Annotated in this window: 21 protein-coding genes and 1 pseudogene; 11 read left to right on the forward strand and 11 right to left on the reverse strand. The window is 34.2% G+C overall.

Going from position 1 to position 25922, the window contains the following annotated elements:
* Positions 1 to 18: 18 nt before the first annotated feature.
* The 6 genes from NF27_RS02095 to radA all read right to left on the reverse strand — a co-directional run bounded on the left by NF27_RS02095 (position 19) and on the right by radA (position 8338).
* Complete coding sequence (locus NF27_RS02095) at positions 19 to 2364, reverse strand: PA14 domain-containing protein (protein ID WP_039455253.1); 2346 nt, start codon at positions 2362 to 2364, stop codon at positions 19 to 21.
* 140 nt (positions 2365 to 2504) lie between these two features.
* The gene (lpdA, locus tag NF27_RS02100) at positions 2505 to 3896 is read right to left on the reverse strand and encodes a dihydrolipoyl dehydrogenase (protein WP_039455256.1); all 1392 of its coding nucleotides are present in this window, start codon (positions 3894 to 3896) and stop codon (positions 2505 to 2507) included.
* A 27-nt stretch (positions 3897 to 3923) separates the two neighbouring features.
* The gene (locus NF27_RS02105) at positions 3924 to 5189 is read right to left on the reverse strand and encodes a pyruvate dehydrogenase complex dihydrolipoamide acetyltransferase (protein ID WP_039455363.1); all 1266 of its coding nucleotides are present in this window, start codon (positions 5187 to 5189) and stop codon (positions 3924 to 3926) included.
* Between the two features lie 89 nt (positions 5190 to 5278).
* On the reverse strand, positions 5279 to 6142 hold the full coding sequence (locus NF27_RS02110) for a DMT family transporter (protein ID WP_039455258.1): 864 nt from the start codon (positions 6140 to 6142) through the stop codon (positions 5279 to 5281).
* On the reverse strand, positions 6142 to 6972 hold the full coding sequence (locus NF27_RS02115; RefSeq protein WP_039455259.1) for a CvpA family protein: 831 nt from the start codon (positions 6970 to 6972) through the stop codon (positions 6142 to 6144). Before NF27_RS02115 ends, NF27_RS02110 begins: the two co-directional genes overlap by 1 nt.
* A gap of 4 nt (positions 6973 to 6976) precedes the next feature.
* Positions 6977 to 8338, reverse strand: coding sequence for a DNA repair protein RadA (gene radA / locus NF27_RS02120; protein ID WP_039455366.1), 1362 nt, complete (start codon positions 8336 to 8338; stop codon positions 6977 to 6979).
* 255 nt (positions 8339 to 8593) lie between these two features.
* On the opposite strand from radA, the gene NF27_RS02125 reads away from it, so the two are divergent.
* Entirely contained in the window at positions 8594 to 9586 is a 993-nt protein-coding gene (locus NF27_RS02125; protein WP_039455261.1) for a hypothetical protein, read from the forward strand.
* A gap of 392 nt (positions 9587 to 9978) precedes the next feature.
* On the opposite strand, the pseudogene pnp reads toward NF27_RS02125, so the two are convergent.
* From pnp to truB, 3 genes and pseudogenes are all read right to left on the reverse strand, one after another.
* A pseudogene (gene pnp, locus NF27_RS02130) lies at positions 9979 to 12195 on the reverse strand (polyribonucleotide nucleotidyltransferase); the annotation flags it as partial.
* 83 nt (positions 12196 to 12278) lie between these two features.
* Entirely contained in the window at positions 12279 to 12548 is a 270-nt protein-coding gene (gene rpsO / locus NF27_RS02135; protein ID WP_039455263.1) for a 30S ribosomal protein S15, read from the reverse strand.
* 10 nt (positions 12549 to 12558) lie between these two features.
* Positions 12559 to 13467 (reverse strand): tRNA pseudouridine(55) synthase TruB, encoded by a 909-nt coding sequence (gene truB, locus NF27_RS02140; RefSeq protein WP_039455272.1) that lies wholly within the window; start codon positions 13465 to 13467, stop codon positions 12559 to 12561.
* A 187-nt stretch (positions 13468 to 13654) separates the two neighbouring features.
* Between truB and rplM the strand changes: the two genes are divergently transcribed.
* From rplM to NF27_RS02175, 7 genes are all read left to right on the forward strand, one after another.
* Positions 13655 to 14131, forward strand: coding sequence for a 50S ribosomal protein L13 (gene rplM, locus NF27_RS02145; protein ID WP_039455369.1), 477 nt, complete (start codon positions 13655 to 13657; stop codon positions 14129 to 14131).
* Positions 14132 to 14194: 63 nt separating this feature from the next.
* Positions 14195 to 14704: a 30S ribosomal protein S9 gene (gene rpsI / locus NF27_RS02150; protein ID WP_410518012.1), complete on the forward strand. Its 510-nt coding sequence runs from the start codon at positions 14195 to 14197 to the stop codon at positions 14702 to 14704.
* Positions 14705 to 14957: 253 nt separating this feature from the next.
* Positions 14958 to 16217 (forward strand): hypothetical protein, encoded by a 1260-nt coding sequence (locus NF27_RS02155; protein WP_039455274.1) that lies wholly within the window; start codon positions 14958 to 14960, stop codon positions 16215 to 16217.
* Positions 16218 to 16497: 280 nt separating this feature from the next.
* On the forward strand, positions 16498 to 18018 hold the full coding sequence (locus NF27_RS02160; protein ID WP_039455276.1) for an ankyrin repeat domain-containing protein: 1521 nt from the start codon (positions 16498 to 16500) through the stop codon (positions 18016 to 18018).
* Between the two features lie 76 nt (positions 18019 to 18094).
* Entirely contained in the window at positions 18095 to 18661 is a 567-nt protein-coding gene (locus NF27_RS02165; RefSeq protein WP_084212754.1) for a GNAT family N-acetyltransferase, read from the forward strand.
* A 121-nt stretch (positions 18662 to 18782) separates the two neighbouring features.
* A complete protein-coding gene (gene recA, locus NF27_RS02170) occupies positions 18783 to 19838 on the forward strand; it encodes a recombinase RecA (protein WP_039455279.1) in 1056 nt (351 codons plus the stop codon).
* A gap of 209 nt (positions 19839 to 20047) precedes the next feature.
* The gene (locus NF27_RS02175) at positions 20048 to 21142 is read left to right on the forward strand and encodes a Ppx/GppA phosphatase family protein (RefSeq protein WP_039455281.1); all 1095 of its coding nucleotides are present in this window, start codon (positions 20048 to 20050) and stop codon (positions 21140 to 21142) included.
* Here NF27_RS02175 and lpxB read toward each other — a convergent pair.
* Both lpxB and NF27_RS02185 read right to left on the reverse strand, forming a co-directional pair.
* Positions 21117 to 22265 carry a lipid-A-disaccharide synthase gene (lpxB, locus tag NF27_RS02180; protein ID WP_053332498.1) on the reverse strand — a complete coding sequence of 383 codons (1149 nt, stop codon included), beginning with the start codon at positions 22263 to 22265 and terminating at the stop codon, positions 21117 to 21119. The two genes, NF27_RS02175 and lpxB, sit on opposite strands and share 26 nt — an antisense overlap.
* Positions 22255 to 22530: an FAD assembly factor SdhE gene (locus tag NF27_RS02185; RefSeq protein ID WP_039455284.1), complete on the reverse strand. Its 276-nt coding sequence runs from the start codon at positions 22528 to 22530 to the stop codon at positions 22255 to 22257. The genes lpxB and NF27_RS02185 overlap by 11 nt, the downstream gene beginning before the upstream one ends.
* A gap of 240 nt (positions 22531 to 22770) precedes the next feature.
* On the opposite strand from NF27_RS02185, the gene NF27_RS02190 reads away from it, so the two are divergent.
* From NF27_RS02190 to NF27_RS02200, 3 genes are all read left to right on the forward strand, one after another.
* Positions 22771 to 24108: a citrate synthase gene (locus NF27_RS02190; RefSeq protein WP_239647811.1), complete on the forward strand. Its 1338-nt coding sequence runs from the start codon at positions 22771 to 22773 to the stop codon at positions 24106 to 24108.
* A gap of 481 nt (positions 24109 to 24589) precedes the next feature.
* Positions 24590 to 25045 (forward strand): hypothetical protein, encoded by a 456-nt coding sequence (locus NF27_RS02195; protein WP_039455287.1) that lies wholly within the window; start codon positions 24590 to 24592, stop codon positions 25043 to 25045.
* A 114-nt stretch (positions 25046 to 25159) separates the two neighbouring features.
* The gene (locus NF27_RS02200; protein ID WP_084212756.1) at positions 25160 to 25918 is read left to right on the forward strand and encodes an outer membrane beta-barrel protein; all 759 of its coding nucleotides are present in this window, start codon (positions 25160 to 25162) and stop codon (positions 25916 to 25918) included.
* The last annotated feature ends 4 nt before the right edge of the window (positions 25919 to 25922 follow it).

The following is a 25922-nucleotide window of genomic DNA, read 5'->3' on the forward strand; positions in this document are numbered from 1 at the left end:
CTAAAGTTATAATGCTATCTAGCCTGCATGATATATAAGGAAATAAGGATCATCAGAAACAGAAACTCTAACATCTTTTACTGATCTGCCCGGGCAACATGTTACTCCCCCGTTGGTGAAAAGTTGGTTTCCATTCCAGATTAGTATATCCTTAAGTCGTATACTGGAGCCTAAGTCAAAAATTACATATTGAGGGGAACGTGTGTTTTGGGTTACCCAGTTGCTATATTTATATTGACCATTGGTAATAAAATCTCCTGGAGAAGCAAGGGTTGCGCTGGAGGTAACAGATGTATCCAATAGACCGAGACCTTGATATGGTTGGTCATTAACCGTATTGGCATTATCGACATATAGATTACTCGAGGTCATAAATATACCGGGTATAATGATGTTATTCGCAAGATTTCGAAATCTTACCTCGGAAAGGAAATATACATCCTGTCTTGAATCTTGCCCACTGCTTGGTGTTTGATTGGAAAGAAGTGAGAGTTTAACATATCTACCATAAGTATTATTTAAAGGTATAATATCAGCCGGTTGGTTAGTTTGCGCAGGTGTTAATGTCGCCGTTGTTGTATAAAAAGCTTTGCAAACGGGTTCTGAGCTAATATGTTCTTTAGGGATGGTAGAGAGAAAACTATTTGGAATTACTGAAATTGAACTATCTCCCGGTTTTTTCCATCCAATATATAAAAAACCACCGGCTATACTATTTCTATGCCAAACTTCAAAATAATAACTTTTGCCTCCGGTCAAGCTTACTGTTCCAGTTTGCGATGCATACTGTGTCCAATTCTGTGCAGAATTACCCGGGCTTGGTTTATAAAGAGTAGCTATTCTGTTTAACCTATTTGAAGTACTGCCGTCGGATAACCAAAATGTTGCATCGTCATCACTTGAAAGATAAAATGTATGAGGATTAGTTCCAGCAGTAGTTGGGGTTATATAACCGAATAATTTTTCAATATAATATTGAGTGCTTTGATACCCGCTATCTGGTAAGGAGAGTGCTGATCTTGAATACTTATAAGTTGGGTTTAAAATAAAGTTTGAATTCTCAAAGCCTGACAATAGATTAATAGAGCCAGTAGATGTATTTTTCCAATATTGAACGGACGCATTACCATTAGCACTAAGAGTTGCATCATAATCTGAAATAGTAATATTTGAGATAGCCATGTAAGCACTATAAGGCGAGCCATTTGTAGAAATAGTAAAATACAATTCTTTAAATAAATAATCACCTCCTGGAATAAGAGGTGAAAAACTACTTCCTATACTTGAAGCAGTATAAGTAGCAGCTGATGAGGTTGAGAAAGTAACGATTGTAGACTCTACAATAGTTGTTGGTGCAGCTGTGGTTGCGTATTTGAGGTTTAATCTAATAGTAGCATTAGTTGTAGCCATAGCATTAATTTTAAACCTTAAGATTGCAGAGCCCTTCCTATTAAGCTGAAGATTGTTAATATCTAGAGAAGGAGGAGTTGTATTTGATGAAATAACCAAATTTTCTTCTCTATTTAAAACAGTCCTTACCGCATTTTGCCAATTTAGGGGAGCTGCGCTATCAACACATTGATTGGTAAGGCAGTTAAGGCTATTGGTTTTTATAAAACAATCGTTAATAAAATCGGTTTTATTTTTATATACTAATATATCATCCGAGCTTGTAGTATTATTTGCTATTTGATAGATTCCATTATCAAGTCCCGATCCGCATGTGCCTCCGTAACATTCTGAATTCTCTTGCTCAATCGGTAAGCTCGCAGGAGGATAAGCATTTCTATTTGAAGAATAAGCATTATATGCACCGTAGCCATTAGCACCTCTGCTGATTATAACATATGCGGCATTATCTCCTATTGCTGTGCCGCTTGCATTGTTGACTACTATGGCAGCATCTCTAATTATGTAGTTAACTAAGTTATCCTCATTATAACTCTTATATAAATATGGTGAAGGCGAGTATTCTAATTTATTTCCCCAGCCGTCAATCATATATTCATCAGGTAGTCCCAAAGTTCTGGTAGGTATAGCGCCTAAAAATAATCTCATCATAGTGGAGGATTCTACTATATTAGGAGCATTACATATAAAATAAGTATCAGCAGTCCTTGACTCTGTACCATAAATAGAGCTTGAAGGGGTAGCAGTCGGTGAAGCCGGGCAGGGAAGCCTGCCGTTCATAGCAGCAAATCTTGTAAGGGCATCATTTATGGCATTCATTTTATTTATAGTAATTTGCTTTCTATCAACATTGCTTTGAGAAGCGCGGAAGCCTACGGATGCGGCAGCGAAAAGAGAAATAAGTACAATTCCTACCGAAACCATCATTAAGGTAAACCCTCTTTGCTCTCTCATACAATAAACTCTGTGAATAAAATACTATTTACAATATAACATATTTATTACAAATAAGTAAAACATAATGATAAACAAGGGGTTTGATAAAAGAGCTCTCTGATTACCTATTTAATAGTTTCAAAGAGCCCTTAAAATAATTAGATATGTATGGATCTGGAAAAAGCATTAAGGGTAGATTCATGCATCATTTCCGATAAGGTAGGATGGGCGAAAATAGTGTGCATTATATCAAGCTCAGTACCTTCCATATTTTTAACTAAGCCGAAACCTTGGATCATTTCTGTTACCTCAGCACCAACCATATGCGCGCCGATCAGTTCACCAGTTTTTGCGCAGAAAATAGTTTTAATTAAACCTTCGGTCTCTCCGATTGCCATGGCTTTACCGTTACCGAAGTAAGGGAACCTGCCTACTTTAATTTCTAAACCTTTCTCTTTGGCTTTCTCCTCTGTAAGCCCGATACTTGCTATTTGCGGATAGCAATATGTGCAGCCCGGAATATTTTCTAGTTTTAAGGGATGGATATCTTTAAGGCCTGCTATCTTTTCTACACAGATAATCCCTTCATGGCTCGCTTTATGCGCAAGCCACGGGGGTGAAGTTACATCACCGATCGCATATATGCCAGGCTCATCGGTTTCCAGATAAGGATTAGTTTTTATAAAGCCTCTATCCAGCTGCACTTTAGTGTTTTCAAGACCGATATTTTCGACATTCGCTACGATTCCGACTGCTGAGATGATTCTGTCGGCTTCTAAAGTTTTAATCTTGCCGTCCGCCTCATAACTAATCTCTATGCCGACTTTTTTCTTAGTGACTTTATTTACATGAGCGTTAGTGATCAGTTTCATGCCCCGCTTTTCAAAAGCTTTATGAGCAAGTTGTGAAATTTCATAATCTTCATGCGGAAGGATATGAGGGCTGCGTTCTAAAACAGTGACTTCCACTCCAAACATATTATAGAAACTTGCAAATTCTATTCCGATTGCACCGCTGCCGATAATTATAAGAGATTTAGGTAAGTTTTTAGGAGTCATCGCTTCTTTATATGACCAAATATGTTCGCCGTCGGGTTCTATCCCGGGTAATACCCTAGCTCTGGCTCCGGTTGCAATAATAATATGTTTTGCATTTATCTCGTTAACTTTCTTTCCTTCATTTTCTATGAGCACGGTTTTAGATTTAGTAACTTTACCATGTCCTTCAAAAACTTCTACTTTGTTTTTCTTAAGTAAGTGCTTAATACCGCTGCTAAGTTTTTCGGCAGTTGCTCTTGAGCGTGCTATGATTTTTTCAAAGTCAAAACTTATTCCTTTAACTTTAATACCAAATTCTTCGGCATGCTGAACAAGATGATAAACTTCAGCGGATTTAAGCAATGCTTTAGTTGGGATACAACCCCAGTTTAAGCAAATACCACCTAAGTGCTTACGCTCTACCAGTGCAGTTTTTAATCCCAGTTGAGCTGCCCTTATAGCAGCCACATATCCGCCCGGTCCGCCACCGATTACCACAATATCAAAATTCATATATTCCCTCTTGCCCTTAAATTAATATTAAACCAGCATTAAACCCGGGCACTCTATAAAGTTTTTAAATTTATTTAAAAATTCAGCTCCAAGTGCTCCGTCAACAATTCTGTGATCACATGATAAGGTAACGCTTACCATATTTACTACTTTTATTTCGCCGTTTATAACTGCCGCTCTCTCTTCTCCGGCACCGATCGCAAGAATCGCTGATTGAGGGGGGTTAACGATAGCATTGAAATTTTTAATCCCAAACATGCCAAGGTTAGTAATACTAAATCCGCCGCCTTGAAATTCTTCCGGTCTTAGCTGGTTAGCTTTAGCTCTTTTAGCAAGTTCTTTCATCTCATTAGAGATCATACTTAAAGATTTTTGATCTGCATTTTTGATTATCGGGGTAATTAACCCTTCATCAATTGCAACTGCTATTGAAACATCTACATTGTTGTAAAATTTAATTTCTTCATCAGTATATGAAGCATTTACTTGCGGTGTATCGCGAAGAGCGTTTGCTACGGCTTTGATCATAATATCGTTTACTGAGATTTTATATCTCGGAGTGCCATCAACTTTAACGGATTTATTGTTCATTTCTTCTCTTAAGCTTAAAAGCTTATCTATATTGCAATCTATAGTCAGATAGAAATGCGGAATGGTTTGTTTGGATTCTACCAGTCTCTTAGCAATAATTTTGCGCATCTGGCTTAACGGAGTTAATGAAAATTCCTGAGAATTTCTGCCGAAAGTAGAGCAAGTAGCTTTAAAGACAGGCTGGGGTGTAGGTTCTGCGTTTAACACATCCGCTTTGATAATCCGGCCGTGAGGGCCGGTGCCGCTAAGAGTGCTAAGATCGATATTTTCCAGCTGAGCTATACGCTTAGCAAGAGGGCTTGCAAAAACTCTAGCTTGATTTGTACTATTTGGTGTATGAATAGAAGATGGTTCGGGTTTTGTATTTTGTTCTTGTTTGGTCGGTTCTGCACTAGCGATTTTGTTCTGATCAGAGCTACCATTCTTTTTCAATATTTTTTCAATCGCCGAGTGATCTTCTCCGCTTTCAAGCAAAACAGCAATAAGCTGATTAACTTTAACCCCTTCACTTTTATCCGCGACAAGTATTTTACCAATAATACCTTTATCAACAGCTTCAACTTCCATTATTGCTTTGTCAGTCTCGATTTCTGCGATAACATCTCCGGGTTTTACTGTGTCCCCTTCTTTTTTTAGCCATTTAGCAAGATTTCCCTCCGTCATAGTCGGAGAAAGTGCTGGCATTAAAATTTCAATTGCCATTAATTCCTCAAAAACAAAATTATGCTTACGCATTGTTATAAAGTTTTAATATAATATTTTAAGATTAAAGGTGCAATATTAAATAGAGTTTAATGAGATACTTTTCCTTTGTGTTGTTGATGGAAAAAATATCCCATAGCAATTAAGATGATTATAACACCGATCAGTGCATGTTTACTGATTGTATCTTCAAAAAATATGTACATTCCGAATTCTATGAATAAAACTTTTGAAAATGTAAACGGCATTAAAATTACTATAGGGGTAGTCTTGTATGCGGAAAAAAGAGTAATACTGCTAAAAATAGTAAGAAGAGCTAGCACGGGTATAGTGCAGAGTTCATCGTAAGTAATCGGCTTCCAAATAAAGAGTGCAATCGGCAAGCTTAATATTACGGTAAATAAAAAGGTATAAAAAGTTTGAGCAACTATATCTTCTGAGGATTGAAGTTTGCAGATAATATTATAACACGACCACATAAATGTAGCAAATACCCCTATTGTAGTACCGTCGTTTAAATTAACGGTATAATCTGAAGAAATTATAATATAGACTCCAAAGCTGCTGATAAGTAAGATGATAAATGATTTTAAACTTAGTTTTTCATTACAAAATAAAACTGCAAGTATAGTAGTAAAAATCGGAGTCATATAATCAATACTGTAAGCTTCGTTAAGTGAAATATATTTTAACGCTTCCACCCAACTTACCATTCCTATTATATTGTATAAAGCTCTATAGAAATATAATTTATATGATCTAATCTTTAATCTCGCTTCTTTTACCGTTAAAAGCCAAGGAAGCATTATAGCGAGACCTGTAACCGAAATTAAAAAAAATATTTGAAATGCGGGGATAGAGGTTTTTAATGATAAAAACAATAGTGAAGTACTGGTAAAAAACAGTAAATTAAGCAGCTTTAAACTGATGCCGAAATTATAATTTCTTACCATTATTTCTGATCGTCATTTTTAGGTTTGAAGCTATTAACGATATCTTCTAAGCGCTCTATATCCTTATCATCAAGCCCATTTAAGTTATTCTCCTTATTAAGATGATTTCTATATAACTCAAGTAGAGACCTTAAATTACTAATCTCAATTTCTTCATCGGATTTCGTTAAGTAATCTCTAGTTTTAATATCTTCAAAATGTTTTTGCTCATTTTTAGAAAGCGATTTTAACATAACCCCTTTGGCATAAGAAATGAATCTCTCGTCTTTGCTTTTTTTGGCAAGTTTTTGATAAGATATATCTAGTTTTTCATTAAAATCTTCTGACGTAAATGTAAGTAAAAGCTGTTTCCCGAATTTTAATAAATCATAAGTTTGAGCATTCTTCAGCCAATTAGGTGCTACTTTTGCTTCGTCTTTAACTTCCGTGCCGTTTATTAAGCTTATACCGATTGATAAAAAGAAGTAGAAAAATGAAGCAATCAAAAACCCTCTGAAAAATCCAAAAAAAGCTCCCAAAGTACTATCGACAAATTTTGAACCGAATATTTTAACTGAACTGATTAGGCCATTTAATATAGCAAAAAATATCAGGAAAAATATCATTAAACCACCATACCCTATTGCCGTAAGGACTACCTCATTCGAAATCTTATCAGCAAGAACTTCTTTTAGATGAGGATAAGTTAAATCAGTTAAATATATAGAAAGAATCCAGCCGGTTAAAGATAATACCGAACCGATCAGTCCTCTGAAAATTGCAAATATAGTTGAAAGAGCAACAATGGTTATCACTGCTATGTCTAATAAATTAAATTCGTTAAAGTTCATAAAGTTATTCTAAAATAATTTTTCTTAATTCATTAATGTGAGATAACGAAATTTGCTCAATCTGGCAAGTAATGTTTTTATTTGATTTAGGAAGTATTGCTTTATTAAATCCTAATTTATACGCCTCATTAAGCCTTGCTTCAAGGTGAGAAATTTGTCTTAATTCTCCAGAGAGCCCAACTTCCCCGATGAAGACTATATCTCCGGGGATAGGCAGGTTGGAAGCTGCGGAAATTAAAGCAGCCGCTACAGCTAAATCCGCGCCCGGTTCCGTAATTTTCAGCCCGCCTGTAACATTCAGATAAACTTCCTTATCAAGTAAATTTAATCCGAACCTTGAATTTAAAATTGCTATCATCATGTTTAGGCGATTTAAATCCCATCCTATTGCAGCTCTTCTCGGTGTTGCCAAGAATGAAGGAACAATTAATGCTTGGATTTCAAGTAAGATCGGTCTACTGCCTTCTATGCACGGATAAATTGTTGAGCCGCTTATATCTTGTGTCCTATGGGGTAAAAATATTGAGGACGGGTTGGTTACTTCAGATAACCCTTCTTTAGTCATTTCAAAGATCCCGATTTCATTAGCTGCACCAAATCTATTTTTAACTGAGCGGATAATACGGAACTCATTTGAAGTATCGCCTTCAAAATAAAGTACGGTATCTACCATATGCTCAAGAACTTTAGGCCCTGCTATTTGGCCTTCTTTAGTAACATGACCTACAAGGATTATTGATATCCCTTTACTTTTAGCCACTCTAATAAGTTCAAACGCACACGCTCTAACTTGACTTACCGTGCCCGGAGCTGATTCTATATCTTCATGGTAGAGGGTTTGAATGGAGTCAATAATTACTAAGCTTAAATCTGAAGAGCTTTCTAATGTTCTGATAATATCCTTTAAGTTAGTAGTAATTGCAACCCTAACGTTGTTATCGGTAGTATTAAGCCTTCGGGAACGGAGCTTAATTTGTTCTAAAGATTCCTCGCCGCTGATATATAAACTTTTATTACCGTTAAATCCTAATTTATTTGCTACCTGTAGCAAAATAGTTGATTTACCGATTCCCGGGTCACCGCCAAGTAGAGTGATAGAGCCCGCAACTAAGCCGCCTCCAAGTACTCTATCGAGTTCTTCAATGCCGACTTGAAGTCTAATTATATGCTCGTTGCTTTCATTCAATCCGAAAATTTCTAAACTTGTTCCTCTTTGTTTTGCAGTAGTTTTTTTGCTAAAAGGGGAAGCGACCGAGTTTTCAGCTACTAGTGTGTTCCAGTTATTACACTCGTCACATTTGCCTTGCCACTTTTTATACTGAGCTCCGCAGTTTTGGCAGGCATATAACTCTTTTAGCTTCGTCATATACATTATTAAAATAAAAACTTCATTAGATAATAAGGATAAAAGATTAAAAAATCAATCCTCCTACAACCAATTTATTTTATGCGCTTCTGTACTTAAATGCTATATTATCGGCTAATTTAAGAAAAAATTGAAAAAATAAGTTTATTATTCTATAATTAAGTTAATAAGGGAGTTTTTCTGGGGGGTAAAATGCAGAATTCTTAAGTACCTATATACAACTAAATTATAGGAGTATTACATCCGGAGGGAAAAATGTCAGTACATAAAAATATTATTAAATTTTTAAATTATTCATATAACCGCAGCCATGAGTATATACCGCACAATTGGGATATCTTACTGGATACAAAAGATTTAAAAGAGGGGTCGCTTATTTTTGATGCTGTTGCTTTTATTAATAATGAATATAAGCAAATTGTCATAGCGTATAACGGGACTTTATTCAACATAAATAACTTTAAGGAACTTTACCATGATCTTTCCATTTGGTTGGATATTTATAAACAAGAAGTGCCTCATCAATTTACAGACGGAGGAGTAAGGTTTTTAAATAAAGTTATAGAGAAGGTTGGGGCGGAGCAGGTAGGAGATTATAAGCTTATTAATTTGGGTCATTCAACAGGAGCAATAAATAGTGATCTTGCTAGCTTATATTTAAATAAACTAGGCTATACCTCAGTATCGATTACTTATGAAAACTTAGGATCAAAACCGATTCTTGAAAAATATGCTGCTTATAATAATATTAACTTAGAAGGAATCCAAGAAAACTTTCAAGTTTATAATACTACAGAGAGTATCATAAATGAGCTTAATAAACATTTCGGTAATGTAAATAGGCTAGATTTATCTTATAATCCTGAAGATTCCATATTATCTAAAACAGCTTTCACTTTAAGTAATATTGGTGAAATGTTAGGGATTGCACATAAAGTTTACGCGTTATATACAAGCTTTGAACAGCAAGTTTATCCGCAAGTTTTTGAAGAAGGGCAGGTAAACAACGTAAACTATCTCAATGCCGCTAATTTACTTAATGCAGCCTCTATCGGTTTAATAGTCGCTTCAAGCAAAGTAAGTGAGGTTGATAAAGCTATCTTTATGCATAAGTTTGAGAATATTAAAAGGCTGGTAGGGGATAATCAAGGACTTAATGAAGAAAGTTTAGATTTAAATCAATCATTATTAACGGATGATAGCAGTAACTATTTTAGTAATAATTCACTAAACTACAGTTTTCATTAATAATTTATTACTTCTTTTTTAGTTTTAGCGTGTCGTTTAATGAACCTAAATGACACGCTATACTAATAATTATATGAATTAGAAATTTGAGCTTAGAAGAAACGTTTCTTTTTTTTAGCTATTTCAGTGGTAGATGTTCTTTCTTGATCGGCTTTATGACCATTCCCAGATTTTCTCCTACTAAAATTAGCATCTCTATCTTTGTTTTCGCCTCTAGGTTCTCTTAGTTCATGTCTATCTTCACCTCTAGATTCTCTCGGTTCATGTCTATCTTCACCTCTAGATTCTCTCGGTTCGCGTCTATCTTCACCTCTAGATTCTCTCGGTTCGCGTCTATCTCCACCTCTAGGTTCTCTTAGTTCACGTCTATCTTCACCTCTAGATTCTCTCGGTTCACGCTTATCTTCACCTCTAGGTTCTCTCGGTTCACGTTTATCTTCACCTCTAGGTTCTCTCGGTTCACGTTTACTTTCACTTTCTGTAGATTCTTCGGATTCCTGTGAAGAAGATTTCTTATCATCAGAAAAGTTAGGTTTATCTTTTAGAGTTAACTTAACTTTACCTGTTCTATGGTCAAGCGAGATCACTTTCACTTTTACAGCTTGTCCGAGACTTAAGAAATTAGAAATGTTACTACCTCTTTCGTTGGTTAATTCTGAAATGTGTAATAAACCTTCACGTACACCAAAGAAAGAAATAATCGCACCAAAATCAACGAGTTTAATAACAACACCGTCATAAACATCACCAATTTCAGGGTTAGTAGTAATGCCCTTAATCATGTTAAGTGCGATTTGAGTGCCTGCATCATTATTTGAGGCAATTTTAACAGTCCCGTCATCAGCAATATTAATCTCAGCTCCGCTTTTTTCACAAATATCGCGGATTACTTTTCCGCCTGAACCTATTACTTCACGGATTTTATCTTTTTCAATTTTAATTGAGGTGATGCGTGGAGCGTTTTCATTCAGTTCGGATCTTGATGTAGAGATTGCTTCATCCATCTTTCCTAAGATATGAAGTCTGCCTTCACTGGCTTGGGAAAGAGCTATTTTCATAATCTCTTCATTAATACCGTTAATTTTGATATCCATTTGTAAAGCGGTTATACCTTTTGCTGTCCCTGCAACTTTGAAATCCATATCGCCTAAGTAATCTTCATCACCCATGATATCGGAAAGTACGGAAAATTTCTCCCCTTCTTTGATGAGACCCATAGCAATACCTGCTACCGAAGACTTAAGCGGAACTCCTGCCGCCATCATAGACATAGAAGAGCCGCAAACGGTTGCCATTGAAGAAGAGCCGTTGGATTCGGTGATTTCAGAAACCACTCTTATAGCATAAGGAAATTCTTCTTTTGGAGGAAGTATTGCAGTTAAAGCTCTGAAAGCTAACTTACCATGCCCGATCTCTCTTCTGCCCGGCGCACCCATTCTACCGACTTCACCGACGGAAAACGGAGGAAAATTATAATGCAGCATAAAACGATCATGGCGTAACCCATGTAAATTCTCAACCATTTGTTCACTGGATTCGGTACCGAGTGTTGTTACGCAAATCGCTTGGGTTTCTCCCCTGGTAAATAATGCCGAACCATGAGTCTTAGGTAGGAAATCTACTTCGCCGACGATATTTCTTATTTCTTTTGGATTCCTGCCGTCAATTCTTTGATTATTATCTAAGATATTATTACGGACTAAATCTTTTTGTAAGTTTTTAAAAGCACTTTTAACTTTAATCTCATCCAAACCTTGGTTAGTGACAAGCTCTGCTGTAACTTTATCTTCTACCGCATTAATTTTTTCATTTCTCGCTTGCTTTTGAATCTCAGCATAAGCTGCTTTCAACTCTTTTTCAGCTAACTTTTTAACTTTTGCATCAATCTCCGAGTTATCAACTAAACTTACTTCCCATGCAGGTTTTCCGACTTCAGCCGCAAATTCTTTAATTGCCTGAATTATAGGTTGGAATTGTTTATGCCCGAACATAACCGCTTCTAACATGAGTTCTTCGCTTAGCTCTTTAGCTGCGGACTCTACCATTAAAACCGAGCTTTCCGTTCCTGATACTATTAAGTCCAGATCACTGATTGTTTTAGTTTCTTCATAAGTCTGATTGAGTACGAATTTACCGTCAATATATCCGACTCTTGTGGCTGCAACCGGTTCTGTAAACGGAATACCTGAAATAGTAAGAGCTGCCGAAGCACCTATAATAGAGAGAACGTCAGCTTCATAATCTGTGTCATAAGAAAGTACGGTACAAACAATTTGTACTTCATTATAGAACCCTTGTGGGAAAAGCGGACGAATAGGCCTGTCAATAAGTCTTGAAACTAAGGTTTCATGCTCGGAAGGTTTGCTTTCTCTTTTATTAAATCCGCCGGGAATCTTACCGATTGCATAAAATTTTTCCTGATAATTAACGGTGAGCGGGAAAAAATCAATTCCTTCTTTCTGCTTTTTATTACCGACAACAGTACATAAAACAACTGTACCGCCCATTTTTACTACTACTGCGGCATCTGCTTGCCTTGCAATTTTTCCTGTTTCCAGTTCTAAAGTTTTTCCGTTCCAATCAATGATTTTTGTGTGTAGTTTAAACATCCTTTACCTATAAAAAATAAAAAGTTGCGCTAGAGCTAACGCAACTTTCTTTAATTAAAAATTATTCCTAATAACATCATTAGTTATTTTCTTAGCCCTAGTCTTGCAATTAGATCTTGATATCTATTCAAGTCTTCTCTTTTTAAATAACTTAACAATCTTCTTCTTCTGTTAACTAAAACTAATAATCCTCTTCTTGATTGGAAATCTTTAGTATTACCTTTGAAGTGCTCGGTTAAGTTAGTGATTCTTTCGCTTAATATTGCAACCTGAACTTCAACTGATCCGGTATCGTTGCTACTTAAAGAAAAATCTTTAATAAGAGCCTGTTTTTTTTCTGCTGCTATCGACATCGTATACTCCTTATAAATTAAAAACACGTTTTGGTTTAAGCTGCCCATTTTCAAAGTTGCATATTGCAATTAACTTCAAGTTAAACAATGCTGCGACTTCGCTCTTTTCATGAAACTCTGCATCTAAATAAATCGGCATTCCGGTTTTTAATTTTTTTGCTTCCGCTTCATTTAAATTCCATACTAAGATGTCGTCCAGTACAGAAGTTATGGGCTTTAAATTCTTCTGCAAAAATTGCAAAGAAGAGATTTGGTCATCATTATGCAATAGATTTTTGATTTTATCCAGAGGAATTGCATCATCAACTATAAAATTTTTACTCTCTGTTCTTCTTAAGTAAGTAACATAGCCGCATGCACTTAAGTTTAAAGCTATATCCCTTGCCAGTGATCTTACATAAAAACCTTTGCCGCATTTAACCGCAAAAGTCGCGCTATCATCATTGCAGCTAATTATATCTAAATTATAAATAGTGACATTTCTTGATTCAAGTTTTACCTCTAATCCTTGACGGGCAAGATTATAAGCTCTCACCCCGTTTATTTTCAACGCGGAAAATTCAGGAGGCATTTGATTTATAACTCCGTAAAACGGTTTAATTACCGCCTTTAATTCCGTCGGGGTAGGGACTTTATCACTGACTTCTGTTGTTTTTCCTTCTCTATCTATAGTATCTCTGTTTTCTCCCCATTTGATGGTGAAATCATAAGCTTTTGAATTATCCATAATATAATTAATTAGCTTAGTTGCTTCACCCACTCCCACGATAAGTAACCCGGATGCAAAAGGATCAAGTGTTCCGGCATGTCCGATTTTTATGTTTTTGAGACCGATGCTTTTAAATAATTTTTTTATAAAATTTAGTGCGCCTGCTGAACTGATGTTCTCAGGTTTATCAATTAATAACCAGCCGTTCATTCTTTCTCTTTTTTTTATTAGGCACTATATAACTATATGTAAATTTAGGGAAGGGAAGAGAGTAATTTTCGGGGTAATTTTTAAAAACAATACAAGAATTCAAAATCCCTCAACTTTGAATATTGACAAAATATATATATATTTGCATAATGGCCACCTTAGAATAGAAAACTATATAAAGAATATTATGTCTTCATTTACAGCTGGAACTTATACTGCAAAGCCCTCGGAAGTTAATAAAGCATGGCATTTAATTAATGCTGATGGATTAGTTCTCGGTAGACTCGCTGCGGAAATTGCGAAAATTTTAAGAGGTAAACACAAGCCTTCTTACACACAAAATATTGATACAGGTGATAACATTGTTGTTATTAATGCCGATAAAATTCAAGTTACCGGAAAAAAACTTGATCAGGATTCTTTTTACTGGCATACAGGATATGCGGGTGGAATAAAAAGCAGAACCAAAGGAGAAATCTTAACCGGAAAATTCCCGCACAGACTTCTTGAAAAAGCTGTTGAGAGAATGATGCCGAAGGATAGCCCGCTTGCACGTAAACAAATGAAAAGTTTGCATGTATATGCAGGTGAAGCTCATCCGCATCAAGCGCAAAGTCCTGTAACATTAGATATTGCTAAACAAAATCCAAAGAATAAAAAATAAGGTATAATTAAACTTATGGCAGATATTAAAAAAACTACTAAAAAAGAAACAGAAGTAGCAAGTATAAACGATATTGCAAAAAAGACTACAAAGCCTAAAGCAGTAGAGAGCAAAGAAAAAACAGCCGAAGCTAAAGCTGCTCCGACTATAATTACCACTAAGAAGGCTTCTTCCAAGAAGGGCTCGGTTGAAAGGTTTTATGCAACCGGTAGAAGAAAAGAAGCAACTGCGAGAGTTTGGCTCTCTAGAGGTAGCGGAAAAATCGTAGTTAATGATCGCGATGTTACCGAATATTTTGCACGTCCGGTTTTACGAATGATTATCAATCAACCGTTCGTTGCCACGGAAACCACCGGTCAATTTGATGTTATGTGTACAGTTAAAGGAAGCGGTTTATCCGGCCAAGCAGGTGCTGTTAGACTCGGAATCAGCAGAGTACTGGATACAATGGTTCCGGATTTACACCCAACATTAAGAAAAGGTGGATTCCTAACCAGAGATAGCAGGAAAGTTGAGCGTAAGAAATTCGGACATAAAAAAGCTCGTAAAAGCTTCCAGTTCTCTAAGCGTTAAACCTATATATTATTCATCATTATTTGAAAAAGCACCCTTACAAATGTTCGGGTGTTTTTTTATATAATAAATCTAAAAGATTAAGAATCGAAAGATCGAAATAGGTTGTTAAATTACAAACCTACCTAAAACTGAGTTTAATAAACTTGTCATATATTAAGCTATTTTTTAAAGAAAAAGTAGGGTATCTGCTTTATTTTATAAAAATTGTATAATATAATTACATGAAAGAAACTTATAGGTATTTTGAAATATGTTAAGTAAGTTGTCCCAAGCCATCCTTTCCAAAGATACAGTGTTATTAAATGATATATTGAGTAATAATATTCAGGGTTTAGATCTAAATACTAAATTAAATTATATTGGTGGCGTATATACACCTTTAGAATTAGCACACGAAATAAGTAATAAGGATGCCTTTAAAGCCCTTGCCGAGGCAGGAGCTAAACCTACTTTATATAGCTTAAAGAAAGCGATGTTGAACTGCGATAATGAGTTGCTTGATGTTATACTTAAACACGGTCAAAGTTTAGATCTAAATACTAAATTAAATTATATTGGTAACGTATATACACCTTTAGAATTAGCACACGAAATAAGTAATAAGGATGCCTTTAAAGCCCTTGCCGAGGCAGGAGCTAAACCTACTTTATATAGCTTAAAGAAAGCGATGTTGAACTGCGATAATGAGTTGCTTGATGTTATACTTAAACACGGTCAAAGTTTAGATCTAAATACTAAATTAAATTATAATTATAGCTCATATACACCTTTAGAATTAGCGCAGGAAATAAATAATACAGAAATACTTAAATTATTGATTAATCATGGAGTTAAGCCTGATATTGCTATCTTGCAAAAAGCTATATTATCTGATAATGCAGGGCTAATTTCTGTTATATATAACAATACTTCTAATAATGATTTAAATACTAAGCATGAATTTAAATATAATGAAGCAGGAATATCTAAGGTGTTCAAAGGTACTGCTTTGGACTTCGCGTTCTCATCCGGTAAAGCGGAAGTATTTAAAGTTTTAGCGGGATTAACTTTTCCGGAAGCGGATACCGAAAAATTATCCGAGATTAATACAATTATTTCCAAGATAGGTGAGACAAAAGCTAATCACTCAACTAAAGTGCAGTATTTTAAAGAGACTTATGAAAAGATACAGTCATTAAATAATAAAATAGGAGAATGTAAAACCAACCCTAATTGTAATCATAAACCTTTAGTAAAAGAAGTAGCAAAATTGAGAATTGAAGGGAATAAAGAGTTACAAAAATGCGGATTTAAAATTGATGAGTGGACTAACGATAATATAAAAGATATTGAAAAATTTTCTAGCACTGAAGTGCATGTGTCTAAACAAGACATAATATCGTCTGTTTATGGAATATATAACGTTAATTCCGACCAGTATGAAAGCAGTAGTGTTATGGAGCATTTTAAGAATGATTATTGTGAATTATATGAATGCAATGAGCAGATTCTAAGTTTCTTATCCGTTTAATCAATTACCATATCATATGAAAAGCACTCTTCAGTAAATGTGGAGTGTTTTTTTATTATATAAAGTATGAATTGATGAATCTTGCAAAGTTATGAATGAGCTGAGCTGTCAATAATATAAATAAAGCAATCTAATAACAAAAAAATTATAATTAATGTAATTCTTAGTTGTAAGATTTATTATAGAACTACTTGTTACTTTTTAATTATATTATAATAAAGATTTAGTTAAAGATATTTTAATCTCTTTGCATTAAATATTTAAATTTGAGGTTAATCATATGGCAGATGAATTATTCCAAGCTATTTTATCTAAAAATCCTGAATTATTATCTAACATATTATCAAACAATAAAGATGATTTAAACGCAGAGTACGTTTTCCGTTATAATTACAAGCAAGGTGGTAATGATTATTTTAAAGGTACGCCTTTAGATTTTGCTCTCATGCTAAATAATAAGAGTGCAATTAAATCGCTTGTGGAGGCCGGAGTAAAACTTCATCCATCTGAGTTGAAAGATGCTATATTAACTGCTGATGAAGATATATTAGATTTATTACTAAAGAATAATAAAAATTTAGATTTAAATTCCGAGCATATTTTTCGTTTTAATTATACCGTAGATGGTAACAGAATAGAAGAGGGTACGTTTTTAGATCTTGCTCTGGCGGAAAATAAAATAATTGCACTTAAAGCTCTTATAGATGCAGGGGCAAAACCTACTCAATTAACCCTTATAACTGCAATATTAATTGATAACGCGGATATACTAAAACAATTACTTAAAAATGTTGAAGAGATAGCTTTAAATTCCGAGAGAACATTAATATATGATAAAAAGCTTGACGGAGGCCGTAGTTATATTATTGAGGGCACATATTTAGGTTTATCTTTAATAAAAGAAAAAGAGAATGCTTTCAAAACCCTGCTTAATGCAGGAGCTAAACCTGACCAACATACTGTTAAAGATGCAATTAATAAAAATAATTTCGAAATATTAAAAACTTTAACCGAGTATTTAATATTAAATGAAGATATAGAAAATCTAAGCTATATACTTAAGAATACAAAAGATTCAGATTTAAATAATAAGCATATTTTCCAATATGATTATAAAGATGATAGCAGCAAAATTATAGAAGGTACATTTTTAAAACTGGCTTTAGCGGAAAATAAGAATGATGCTTTTAAAGTTATAATTGATTCAGGTGCGAAGCCTGACGTAGCTCTTCTACAGGATGCAATAGTAAGTAATAACATAGTTGCATTAGATGTTTTACTTGATAATTTCAAAGATCTTGATTTAAATACCAAGCAAGCTTTTCTTTATAATTACCGGCAAGATAACCATAATGTATTTCAAGGAACCCCGCTTGAATTTACTGCTAAGGTTGGTAATATTGAAGTTTTTAAAGTATTATGTAATGCTACTCTTAGTAAGGATAGTTCAATCAATGTGACGGAAGGATATAATAATATATCTATGATAGTTGATAAATCTGATAATCAACCTGAGTATAAGGCTTTAATACAAGAAGTAGATAAGAAAGAAGAAGGTAATAATCAAGTTCAAAGTAGTGATTCTCAAAATTATAAGCCTTCTAAAGAATATGATATTACATTTGAAGAGATGTTTTTTAAAGAAAATGAAAAGCCTAATCATGAAGCTTTATTATCTATTTGTAAAAAGTATTATGAGCAAGAAGAAAAGGGTTCAAATAGCATAGACTTAGGGCATTCAGAGAATGAATGTTATCTTGCAAATGATAATCCATCATCATTAGATACTTTATCTGCTTAACCAAAATTAATTGCTAAGTTAGCTGCTATAGAGTATTTTAAGCATTTATACAGCTAACTATAGCTGATTTCTAATTATGAAAATTATTGAAACAGATAGACTAATTTTGCGCACTTGGAAGGGTGAAGATGCTAAACCTTATTTTGATATTAACCAAGATTCGAAAGTAATAGAGTTTTTGCCTAAGGCGCTTACTATGCAGCAAGTTAAGGACTTTATTTCAGCTATGAATGATCAGTATATAAAGAATAATTATACATTATTTGCTGCTGAGCTTAAGAAAACAGGAGAATTAATCGGCTTTATCGGGCTTAATTATATTGATTGGAAAGCACCGTTTACACCTGGCACAGAAATAGGCTGGCGTTTAGGTGCTCTATATTGGGGTAAGGGCTATGCAACCGAGGGTGCGAAAGCAGTGTTAAACTACGGATTTAATAAGTGCAGGTTAAAAGAAATAATTTCTTTTACGGTGCCTATGAATAAGCGTTCCATTCGGGTCATGGAGAAAATAGGTATGCAGCATGACCGGGCGGGTGATTTTGCTCATCCTAAGTTGTCTCCTGATCATAAGCTTTCTAAACATGTATTATATATAATTAAAAACAACCTGGTAACTAATGAGCTGCACAATAAATCCTAACCTCCAGGGTCCTTTGTTTAGTAATTTAAATGTGTATTTTTGTGCTGTTTTATATTATATTAACTGTCAAAGAGCTAATTTTTTACGACAAAAAAATATAAATAAAATTATCAGGTGAATTATGGATAAGCAAAAAGCATTAGAAGTAGCATTAAGTCAAATAGAAAAATCCTTCGGCAAAGGTTCCGTAATGAAACTCGGTAATAAAAAAACCGTGGATGTTGAAGCGATTTCGACCGGGTCGTTAGGTTTGGATATTGCACTCGGAATAGGCGGACTTCCGAGAGGAAGAATTATTGAAATATTCGGACCTGAAAGCTCAGGTAAAACTACGCTTACTTTGCATGTTGTAGCTGAGGCGCAAAAAGCAGGCGGTGCTTGTGCGTTTATCGATGCGGAACATGCGCTTGATCCGGTATATGCCAGAAAACTCGGAGTAGATATCAATGAACTTATCATCTCCCAACCGGATACTGGAGAGCAAGCTTTAGAAATTGCCGATACATTAATTAGGTCAGGAGCATTAGATGTAATTGTAATTGATAGTGTGGCTGCACTGGTGCCGAAGGCTGAGATTGAAGGCGAGATGGGAGATAGCCATATGGGCTTGCAGGCGAGGCTTATGAGCCAAGCTCTAAGGAAAATTACCGCAAGTGTCGCAAGATCAAACTGTATTTTAGTATTTATTAATCAAATCAGGTCAAAAATCGGTGTTATGTTCGGTAACCCGGAAACAACGACCGGCGGTAATGCTTTAAAGTTTTATGCTTCAGTAAGAATTGATATTAGAAAGATAGGTGCTTTAAAAGAAAAAGATGATGTAATTGGTAACCAAACCAGGGTTAAGGTGGTAAAAAATAAGGTTGCGCCTCCGTTTAAGACTGTTGAGTTTGATATTATGTATGGTGAAGGTATCTCTAAGACAGGAGAAATAATAGATTTAGCTACTAAAGCTGATATTATTGAAAAGTCCGGATCATGGTATGCTTATAAGGGGCAGAAAATCGGCCAAGGTCGTGAAAATGCTAAAAAGTATTTAAAAGATAATCCCTCAATAGCCACCGAAATTGAAATGCAAATCAGAAACAATAGTAACGTGGCCTCTATAATCTCTGATGAAGTCGGCACTAACTCGCCTTCTGAGGGCGGAGCAGATGAAGCATCATCTGATTTTTAATATTATAATTTAGTTGGAAACCTCCGAAGCGTAAGGTTTGTGGGGTTTTTAACTAAATTGAATTGTATTTCATCAATGTAAGTATATATTGTTGCCTGCTTTTCACATCTTATGCTAACTAATTTAGGGTGCATGTAAAATTGTAGGTGACTACGGTTGACTTTTATGATTATCTTTATAGAATGGGGCGAACTTTTTATAGGGAAATCATGAGAATAGCTTTTAACTTCTTGTTTATTCTTTCTCTTTCTACACAAGCATTAGCAAATCAAAATGCAAATCAAGATGAAAATCGAAATTGTTTAGAAAAAAGATATGTATTTGACATAGGATCAGGTTCTACTAAATCAAAAGGATATTTAGTAGATATATGTCAGAACAAATTAATTAAAAATTTAGGTGAGGTAAATAAGGCTGTACGGTATCAGCAATGTATATCAAGTTCAATTGATAAAAGCTCAATAACCGAAGAGTGTTTAACAAACGGGTTAAGGGCATTAAAAGCAATTGAGCAGGAATACGGGATTGATTGCGGTGAGCATAAATGCAAAGGAGTTGCAACCGCTTGGGCAAGAAATGCAAAAAATTCAAGCGAATTACTTAACACTTTTAAACTGCATGATATCCACATAAACTTAATTTCTCAAAAAGAAGAAGGAGAATTAGGGTTCAAAACAGCTCTAAGTGATCCGTATTTAAAAGGAGTTGATCCTGATAAGTTACTTATTTGGGATATCGGAGGCGGTAGTTTTCAGCTCTCGGTTCAAGACGAACATGATGAAATCCATACATATGAAGGACCATGGGGCTTATTTAATTTTGTTCACCAGTTAAAAGAAGATTTTTCCTTAAAAGGAATTAATTTAACTAAGGAAGGTTTCTTTAATAAAGATGAATTAAAAGAAATTTTAGAATATACGTCGCATGAATTAGGTAAAGATATTCAAAAAGATAAATTGATTGTTGAGAAGCTTAAAACTGCAAAAGTAGTAGGTATAGGCAGAATAATGTACATGGGTATTAAGTATGAGCTCGATCTTACTAATCCGATCAGTAAAGAAGAAATTAAAGATTTAATATATGAATTTGCCGGAATGACGGTTAGTGAGGCTCAGAAGAAATATCCTAAGCTACCCGATCATTTTGCTCCGCTAATTCAACAAGCATTAATCTTAGTTTATGGAGTCATGGATGGTGCAGGTATTAATAAACTTGAAATTATAGAGTCAACCTTAACTGATCACCTGGTCCTTGACCAAAGCTTTTGGCATGGTGAAGTTACAGTAGCTCAGCAATCTTTTTAGCTGCAAGCATACTGGGCTTTTCACCGTTTTTGACATTAAACATATTTAAAGCAAGATTAAACTTTTCTTTTTGATAATCTTGCTTTTCTTTATTATTTAATAGTGCGTATAATGCATTACTAATATTTCCCGCGGTACATTTATCCTGTATTAATTCGGGAACTACTTCCTCCTGTAAAATAATATTCGGAAGAGCAAAGTACTTTGTGGTAATAAAGAATTTTAAAATAAATGCAGTTAAGCTGGATACCTTATAAGCTACAATCATAGGTAAGTTATAACGCATCAATTCAAGCGAAGAAGTTCCGGATTTAACTAATGCTATATCGCTTGCAAATAATAACTCATCTTTAATTTTACTATTAGAAGAAATAAGGGGAGAAAACTGACCGAATTCATTTTTTAAAATCTCTTCCAGATGAGGAAGGGTAGGGATAAAAAGAGTAATATTCGGTTGTTTTTCCTTAATATCTTTTAGCGCCTCAATAAAAATAGATATATGTTTCTTCAATTCACCTTTTCTGCTACCGGGCATTATGGTTAGCAGCTTATTTTTTAAGGGAATATTATATTTAGTATAAGTTTCTTCTTTGGATAAACTTTGTACTAAAGGTTCTTCAAGGATCGGATGCCCGACAAAAGTTGAAGGGAACCCAATCGTATCAAAATATGGCTTTTCAATTGGCAAAATTAAAAGTTGATGATCATATAAAGCTTTAACTCTATATATACGTTCAGGTTTATATGCCCAAACACTCGGTGCAACATAATTAATAATTTTAATTTTATTTCCGAAATATTTTCTTAAACGTTTAATTAATCTTAAATTGAATCCGGGAGAATCAATGGTGATAATTACATCAGGATTTATTTTTATAATTTCCTGATAAGTTTTAGTTAGAAGCTTCTTAATCTTAAATATTTTAGGAAGTACCTCGATATAACCCATAATAGAAATTTCTTCTATATCAAATATGCTATTTAGCCCTTGAGAAATCATTTTACTACCGCCTACACCATAAATACTGCAATTAGGCAACAAAAGCTTTAAGGAATTAATTAAGTTTGCTCCGATCAAATCCCCAGAAGGTTCCCCGGCAATAATAAAAATTTTAGGCGGCATTTATTCTTATTCTATTAAAATTAATAATGAGCTTTATAATTTTAGAATCTACAAGGCTGTCTTCCGGACTTTCCTTTTCACAAATTAAGTCATATAAAATTACATCATCTATTTCAAGAAAGCGCTCATAATCCAGTAGTTCCTGCAAAGAAAAAGAAGGTATATACCTTGCAGCAAACTCTCCGATTAAAATATCGGTTTCTTTGCAGCCTCTATGGGTGCTTCTATATAATAGCTGTTTGCGTTTAGTTTCTATATTCTGCATAACTTAAAGTATTTTTATGAGAGCATAGTTAAGTAAATTTTTCCTGCAAGGGTAATTTTTTAATTAGAGTGGTTTAGGATTCAGCTTAAGGTTGAATATTTTTAAATTTTGCTTTATTTAATAATTTTGTAACAAGTATAATTAATAACTGCTTGGAATAGTAATATATTACTAATATTTTTAAAATACTTGCAACTTGTTGCATTGCAATATATTATAATACTAATGGGGAATTATTTTATGGGTTTAAATATGGTGGAATCTTTAAGTGCAAAGGCTCAAGATAAAAAAGTTGCAAAGTTGGTTATACCATCTTTAAATAAGGAGATCGAGCTGCCTATAATAGAGGGAAATGAAGGCCCTGCAGTTATGGATGTTACAAAATTATATCAGGAAACCGGGTTGTTTACTTATGATCCCGGCTTTATGTCTACTGCTTCTTGTCACTCTGCAATGACTTTCATTGACGGAGAAGAAGGGATTTTAAGACATAGAGGCTATGATATTGCAGATCTGGCAGAAAAAAGTGACTTTCTGGAAGTTTGTTATTTATTATTGCATGGTGAGCTGCCGAGTTCTTCTGAAAAGGAAGTATTTGTTAAGAACATTAAACACCACACGCTTGTGCATGAACAGCTACAGTTCTTATTTAGAGGATATCCGAGAAGATCGCATCCGATGGCTGTTATGGTTGGAGCGGTTAGTTCTTTATCAGCATTTTATCATGATACCCTTGATATTAAAGATAGCGTACAGAGAGAGAATGCTGCTTTAAAATTAATTGCAAAAGTACCGACTCTTGCTGCAATGACTTATAAATATTCTGTCGGGCAACCATTTGTTTATCCGGATAATAGTTTAAGTTATGGTGAAAACTTCCTTAAAATGATGTTTGCACTACCTACTGAAGAATATAAGATTAATCCGGTATTTGCTAAGGCAATTGAAAAGATATTTATTTTGCATGCTGATCACGAGCAAAATGCTTCAACTTCAACTGTAAGGCTTGCCGGCTCTTCCGGAGCTAATCCTTTTGCAGTGATTGGTGCAGGTATTGCTTCACTTTGGGGGCCGGCACATGGCGGTGCAAATGAGGCTGTGCTTAGGATGCTCGAAGAGATAGGAAGCCCTGATAGGGTGTCGCACTTTGTTGAGCGTGCTAAAGATAAGAATGACCCGTTTAGGCTTATGGGTTTTGGGCATAGAGTATATAAAAATTATGATCCACGTGCATCAGTGCTTAAAAAAACCTGCCAGGAAGTATTGAATGAATTGCATATTAAAAATGATCCGCTACTTCAAATCGCAATTGAACTGGAAAAGATTGCTTTACAAGATGAGTACTTTATCGAGAAAAAGCTTTATCCTAACGTTGATTTCTATTCAGGTATTATTTATAGAGCGCTCGGGATTCCGACTCCTATGTTCACAGTAATGTTTGCTGTGGCAAGAACGGCTGGCTGGATAGCTCAATGGAAAGAAATGATCGAAGATCCGCAACAAAAAATCGGTCGTCCGAGACAGCTTTATATAGGTGAAAGCCATAGGGAGTTTCTTTCACTTTCAGATAGAAAGTAATACTTAATTAAAAGCAATAAGTAATAAAAAGGACGTGCGTTGAGCGCGTCTTTTTTTATGTGTATTCTACTTAATCCACCTAATATTATTTTAGAATTTGCTCTTGTTAATGCTTCTCCGACTTGGCTGCATTTTGGTTATAGTTTCTCAATATTTAATAAAATCTTAGTATTTCTATATGTTTTAAAGTTTAGTTAAAAAATAGTTACTATTACATTAAGATTAAGTAATAGCTGCTGGTTTATTGTTATTATTGTTCATTGTATATTTAATTAACATATATTAAATCACATAGAACAAGTATTAGAATAAATTTAAAATGTTAATTAAGTTATTGATATTTTAAACAAATCTTAAAAAACTACTATTTTTTTACATTGTTAGTATCAGTTTGGTTATAAATTGGTATTGCGGTAAATGAAAAAAAATTTGTATAATTTGCCCCTGTCTTAACAAAAATTATTTTAAGGAGTAAAATTATATGACTATCTATAACGGCAGTGATCCAGATTATATTGAGTATCAAAAAAAATTAATTTTAAATGAAAGCGATTCTCTTTTAAAACAAATTTCTAAAATTTGCTCAAAGAAATATCACCCAAGCACCCCTCCTAATGCTTTAAAAAAAGTGTTTCCAGAATTTTTTGAACAATTTAAAAAAGATATTAAAATACCGATGGAGACATCAATTTTAAAAGAAATGCTTGATGATTATAAAATAGATTTTATAAAATTTAAAGCCGCGGTAAAAGAAGGTATCAATGACCTTAAGAACCGTGAATTTTTAAATTGTAAGGAATCATTTATAACTTTAAAAAATGATAAAGAATTAAAATCTTATTTGCCAGATTTTTGTAAAGCTAGCATTTCTAATATGACGGAAAACTATATCTGTGAAAATGAATTTATAGAGTTTGCTATAAGTTTTTTTGATTAAAAATGTCATTACTGTAATTCGTATTTATCGTTATAAGAACTAAAGTTATTTTTATAAAAAATCAAACTTTAGTTCCTTTCTTCCTTTAAAAAATAATTTAATAAAATTTAATCAATGTTAAAAAAAATATTAGTATTATTAATGCTATTAATGCCAGGTTTAGCCAGTGCTGATAATAGTTTTTATGCGAAAATCGGACTTGGTTATATCAAGCCTAATGAGAAATCCGCTTACAAAAATAATTCGGGCAAGCATCATAATAATTCGTTTTTTAGAAATGATTTTTTATTTGATCTAGGTCTTGGTTATCAAGTAAGTGATGCAATTGAGGTCGGGCTAACCTTTCAACATGGGAAAAGTAAATTAAACGCAGGGTCATTAGGTAACTATGCTTATCCTATTACTACCGTAAACATGTCCGGATTTCCGATAAGGGTCGCTTGCACACCGTTTTCAGCATCCAAACTAAAAATCTCTACTACTGCCGTACTTGCTAGCGTTAATTACAATTTAGGTAAAATCTATAACTTTTCTCCTTATATATTTGCAGGAGCGGGCATGGCTAGACATAAATACCGCAGTGCCGATTCACAGGTAAATTGTTTGGAGGAAATTTCAAATGCCTACAGAGCAGTTGATTATAAGATACCAGGTAAAGTGCATAATAACTTTGCATGGAGTGTTGGGGTAGGGGGGCAGCTACCGATTAACGAGCAATTATATTTAGACTTAGCATTAAGATATTATGATTACGGACAAATAAAAGCTGAAAACAAAAAATATGTAAACAGTATGATGATTGATAATGTCGGAACTGCAAAAATTAAAATTAAAGGGGCTATGTTTTTAGTAGGAATTACCGTTAAATTTTAACCAT

Source organism: Candidatus Jidaibacter acanthamoeba (assembly GCF_000815465.1).
Lineage (GTDB): Bacteria > Pseudomonadota > Alphaproteobacteria > Rickettsiales > Midichloriaceae > Jidaibacter > Jidaibacter acanthamoebae.

Coding starts and splice junctions, on each gene's coding strand:
- NF27_RS02095 (WP_039455253.1), bottom strand. CDS start 2,364: ATGAGAGAGCAAAGAGGGTTTACCTTAATGATGGTTTCGGTAGGAATT.
- lpdA (WP_039455256.1), bottom strand. CDS start 3,896: ATGAATTTTGATATTGTGGTAATCGGTGGCGGACCGGGCGGATATGTG.
- NF27_RS02105 (WP_039455363.1), bottom strand. CDS start 5,189: ATGGCAATTGAAATTTTAATGCCAGCACTTTCTCCGACTATGACGGAG.
- NF27_RS02110 (WP_039455258.1), bottom strand. CDS start 6,142: ATGGTAAGAAATTATAATTTCGGCATCAGTTTAAAGCTGCTTAATTTA.
- NF27_RS02115 (WP_039455259.1), bottom strand. CDS start 6,972: ATGAACTTTAACGAATTTAATTTATTAGACATAGCAGTGATAACCATT.
- radA (WP_039455366.1), bottom strand. CDS start 8,338: ATGACGAAGCTAAAAGAGTTATATGCCTGCCAAAACTGCGGAGCTCAG.
- NF27_RS02125 (WP_039455261.1), top strand. CDS start 8,594: ATGTCAGTACATAAAAATATTATTAAATTTTTAAATTATTCATATAAC.
- rpsO (WP_039455263.1), bottom strand. CDS start 12,548: ATGTCGATAGCAGCAGAAAAAAAACAGGCTCTTATTAAAGATTTTTCT.
- truB (WP_039455272.1), bottom strand. CDS start 13,467: ATGAACGGCTGGTTATTAATTGATAAACCTGAGAACATCAGTTCAGCA.
- rplM (WP_039455369.1), top strand. CDS start 13,655: ATGTCTTCATTTACAGCTGGAACTTATACTGCAAAGCCCTCGGAAGTT.
- NF27_RS02155 (WP_039455274.1), top strand. CDS start 14,958: ATGTTAAGTAAGTTGTCCCAAGCCATCCTTTCCAAAGATACAGTGTTA.
- NF27_RS02160 (WP_039455276.1), top strand. CDS start 16,498: ATGGCAGATGAATTATTCCAAGCTATTTTATCTAAAAATCCTGAATTA.
- NF27_RS02165 (WP_084212754.1), top strand. CDS start 18,095: ATGAAAATTATTGAAACAGATAGACTAATTTTGCGCACTTGGAAGGGT.
- recA (WP_039455279.1), top strand. CDS start 18,783: ATGGATAAGCAAAAAGCATTAGAAGTAGCATTAAGTCAAATAGAAAAA.
- NF27_RS02175 (WP_039455281.1), top strand. CDS start 20,048: ATGAGAATAGCTTTTAACTTCTTGTTTATTCTTTCTCTTTCTACACAA.
- lpxB (WP_053332498.1), bottom strand. CDS start 22,265: ATGCCGCCTAAAATTTTTATTATTGCCGGGGAACCTTCTGGGGATTTG.
- NF27_RS02185 (WP_039455284.1), bottom strand. CDS start 22,530: ATGCAGAATATAGAAACTAAACGCAAACAGCTATTATATAGAAGCACC.
- NF27_RS02190 (WP_239647811.1), top strand. CDS start 22,771: ATGGGTTTAAATATGGTGGAATCTTTAAGTGCAAAGGCTCAAGATAAA.
- NF27_RS02195 (WP_039455287.1), top strand. CDS start 24,590: ATGACTATCTATAACGGCAGTGATCCAGATTATATTGAGTATCAAAAA.
- NF27_RS02200 (WP_084212756.1), top strand. CDS start 25,160: ATGTTAAAAAAAATATTAGTATTATTAATGCTATTAATGCCAGGTTTA.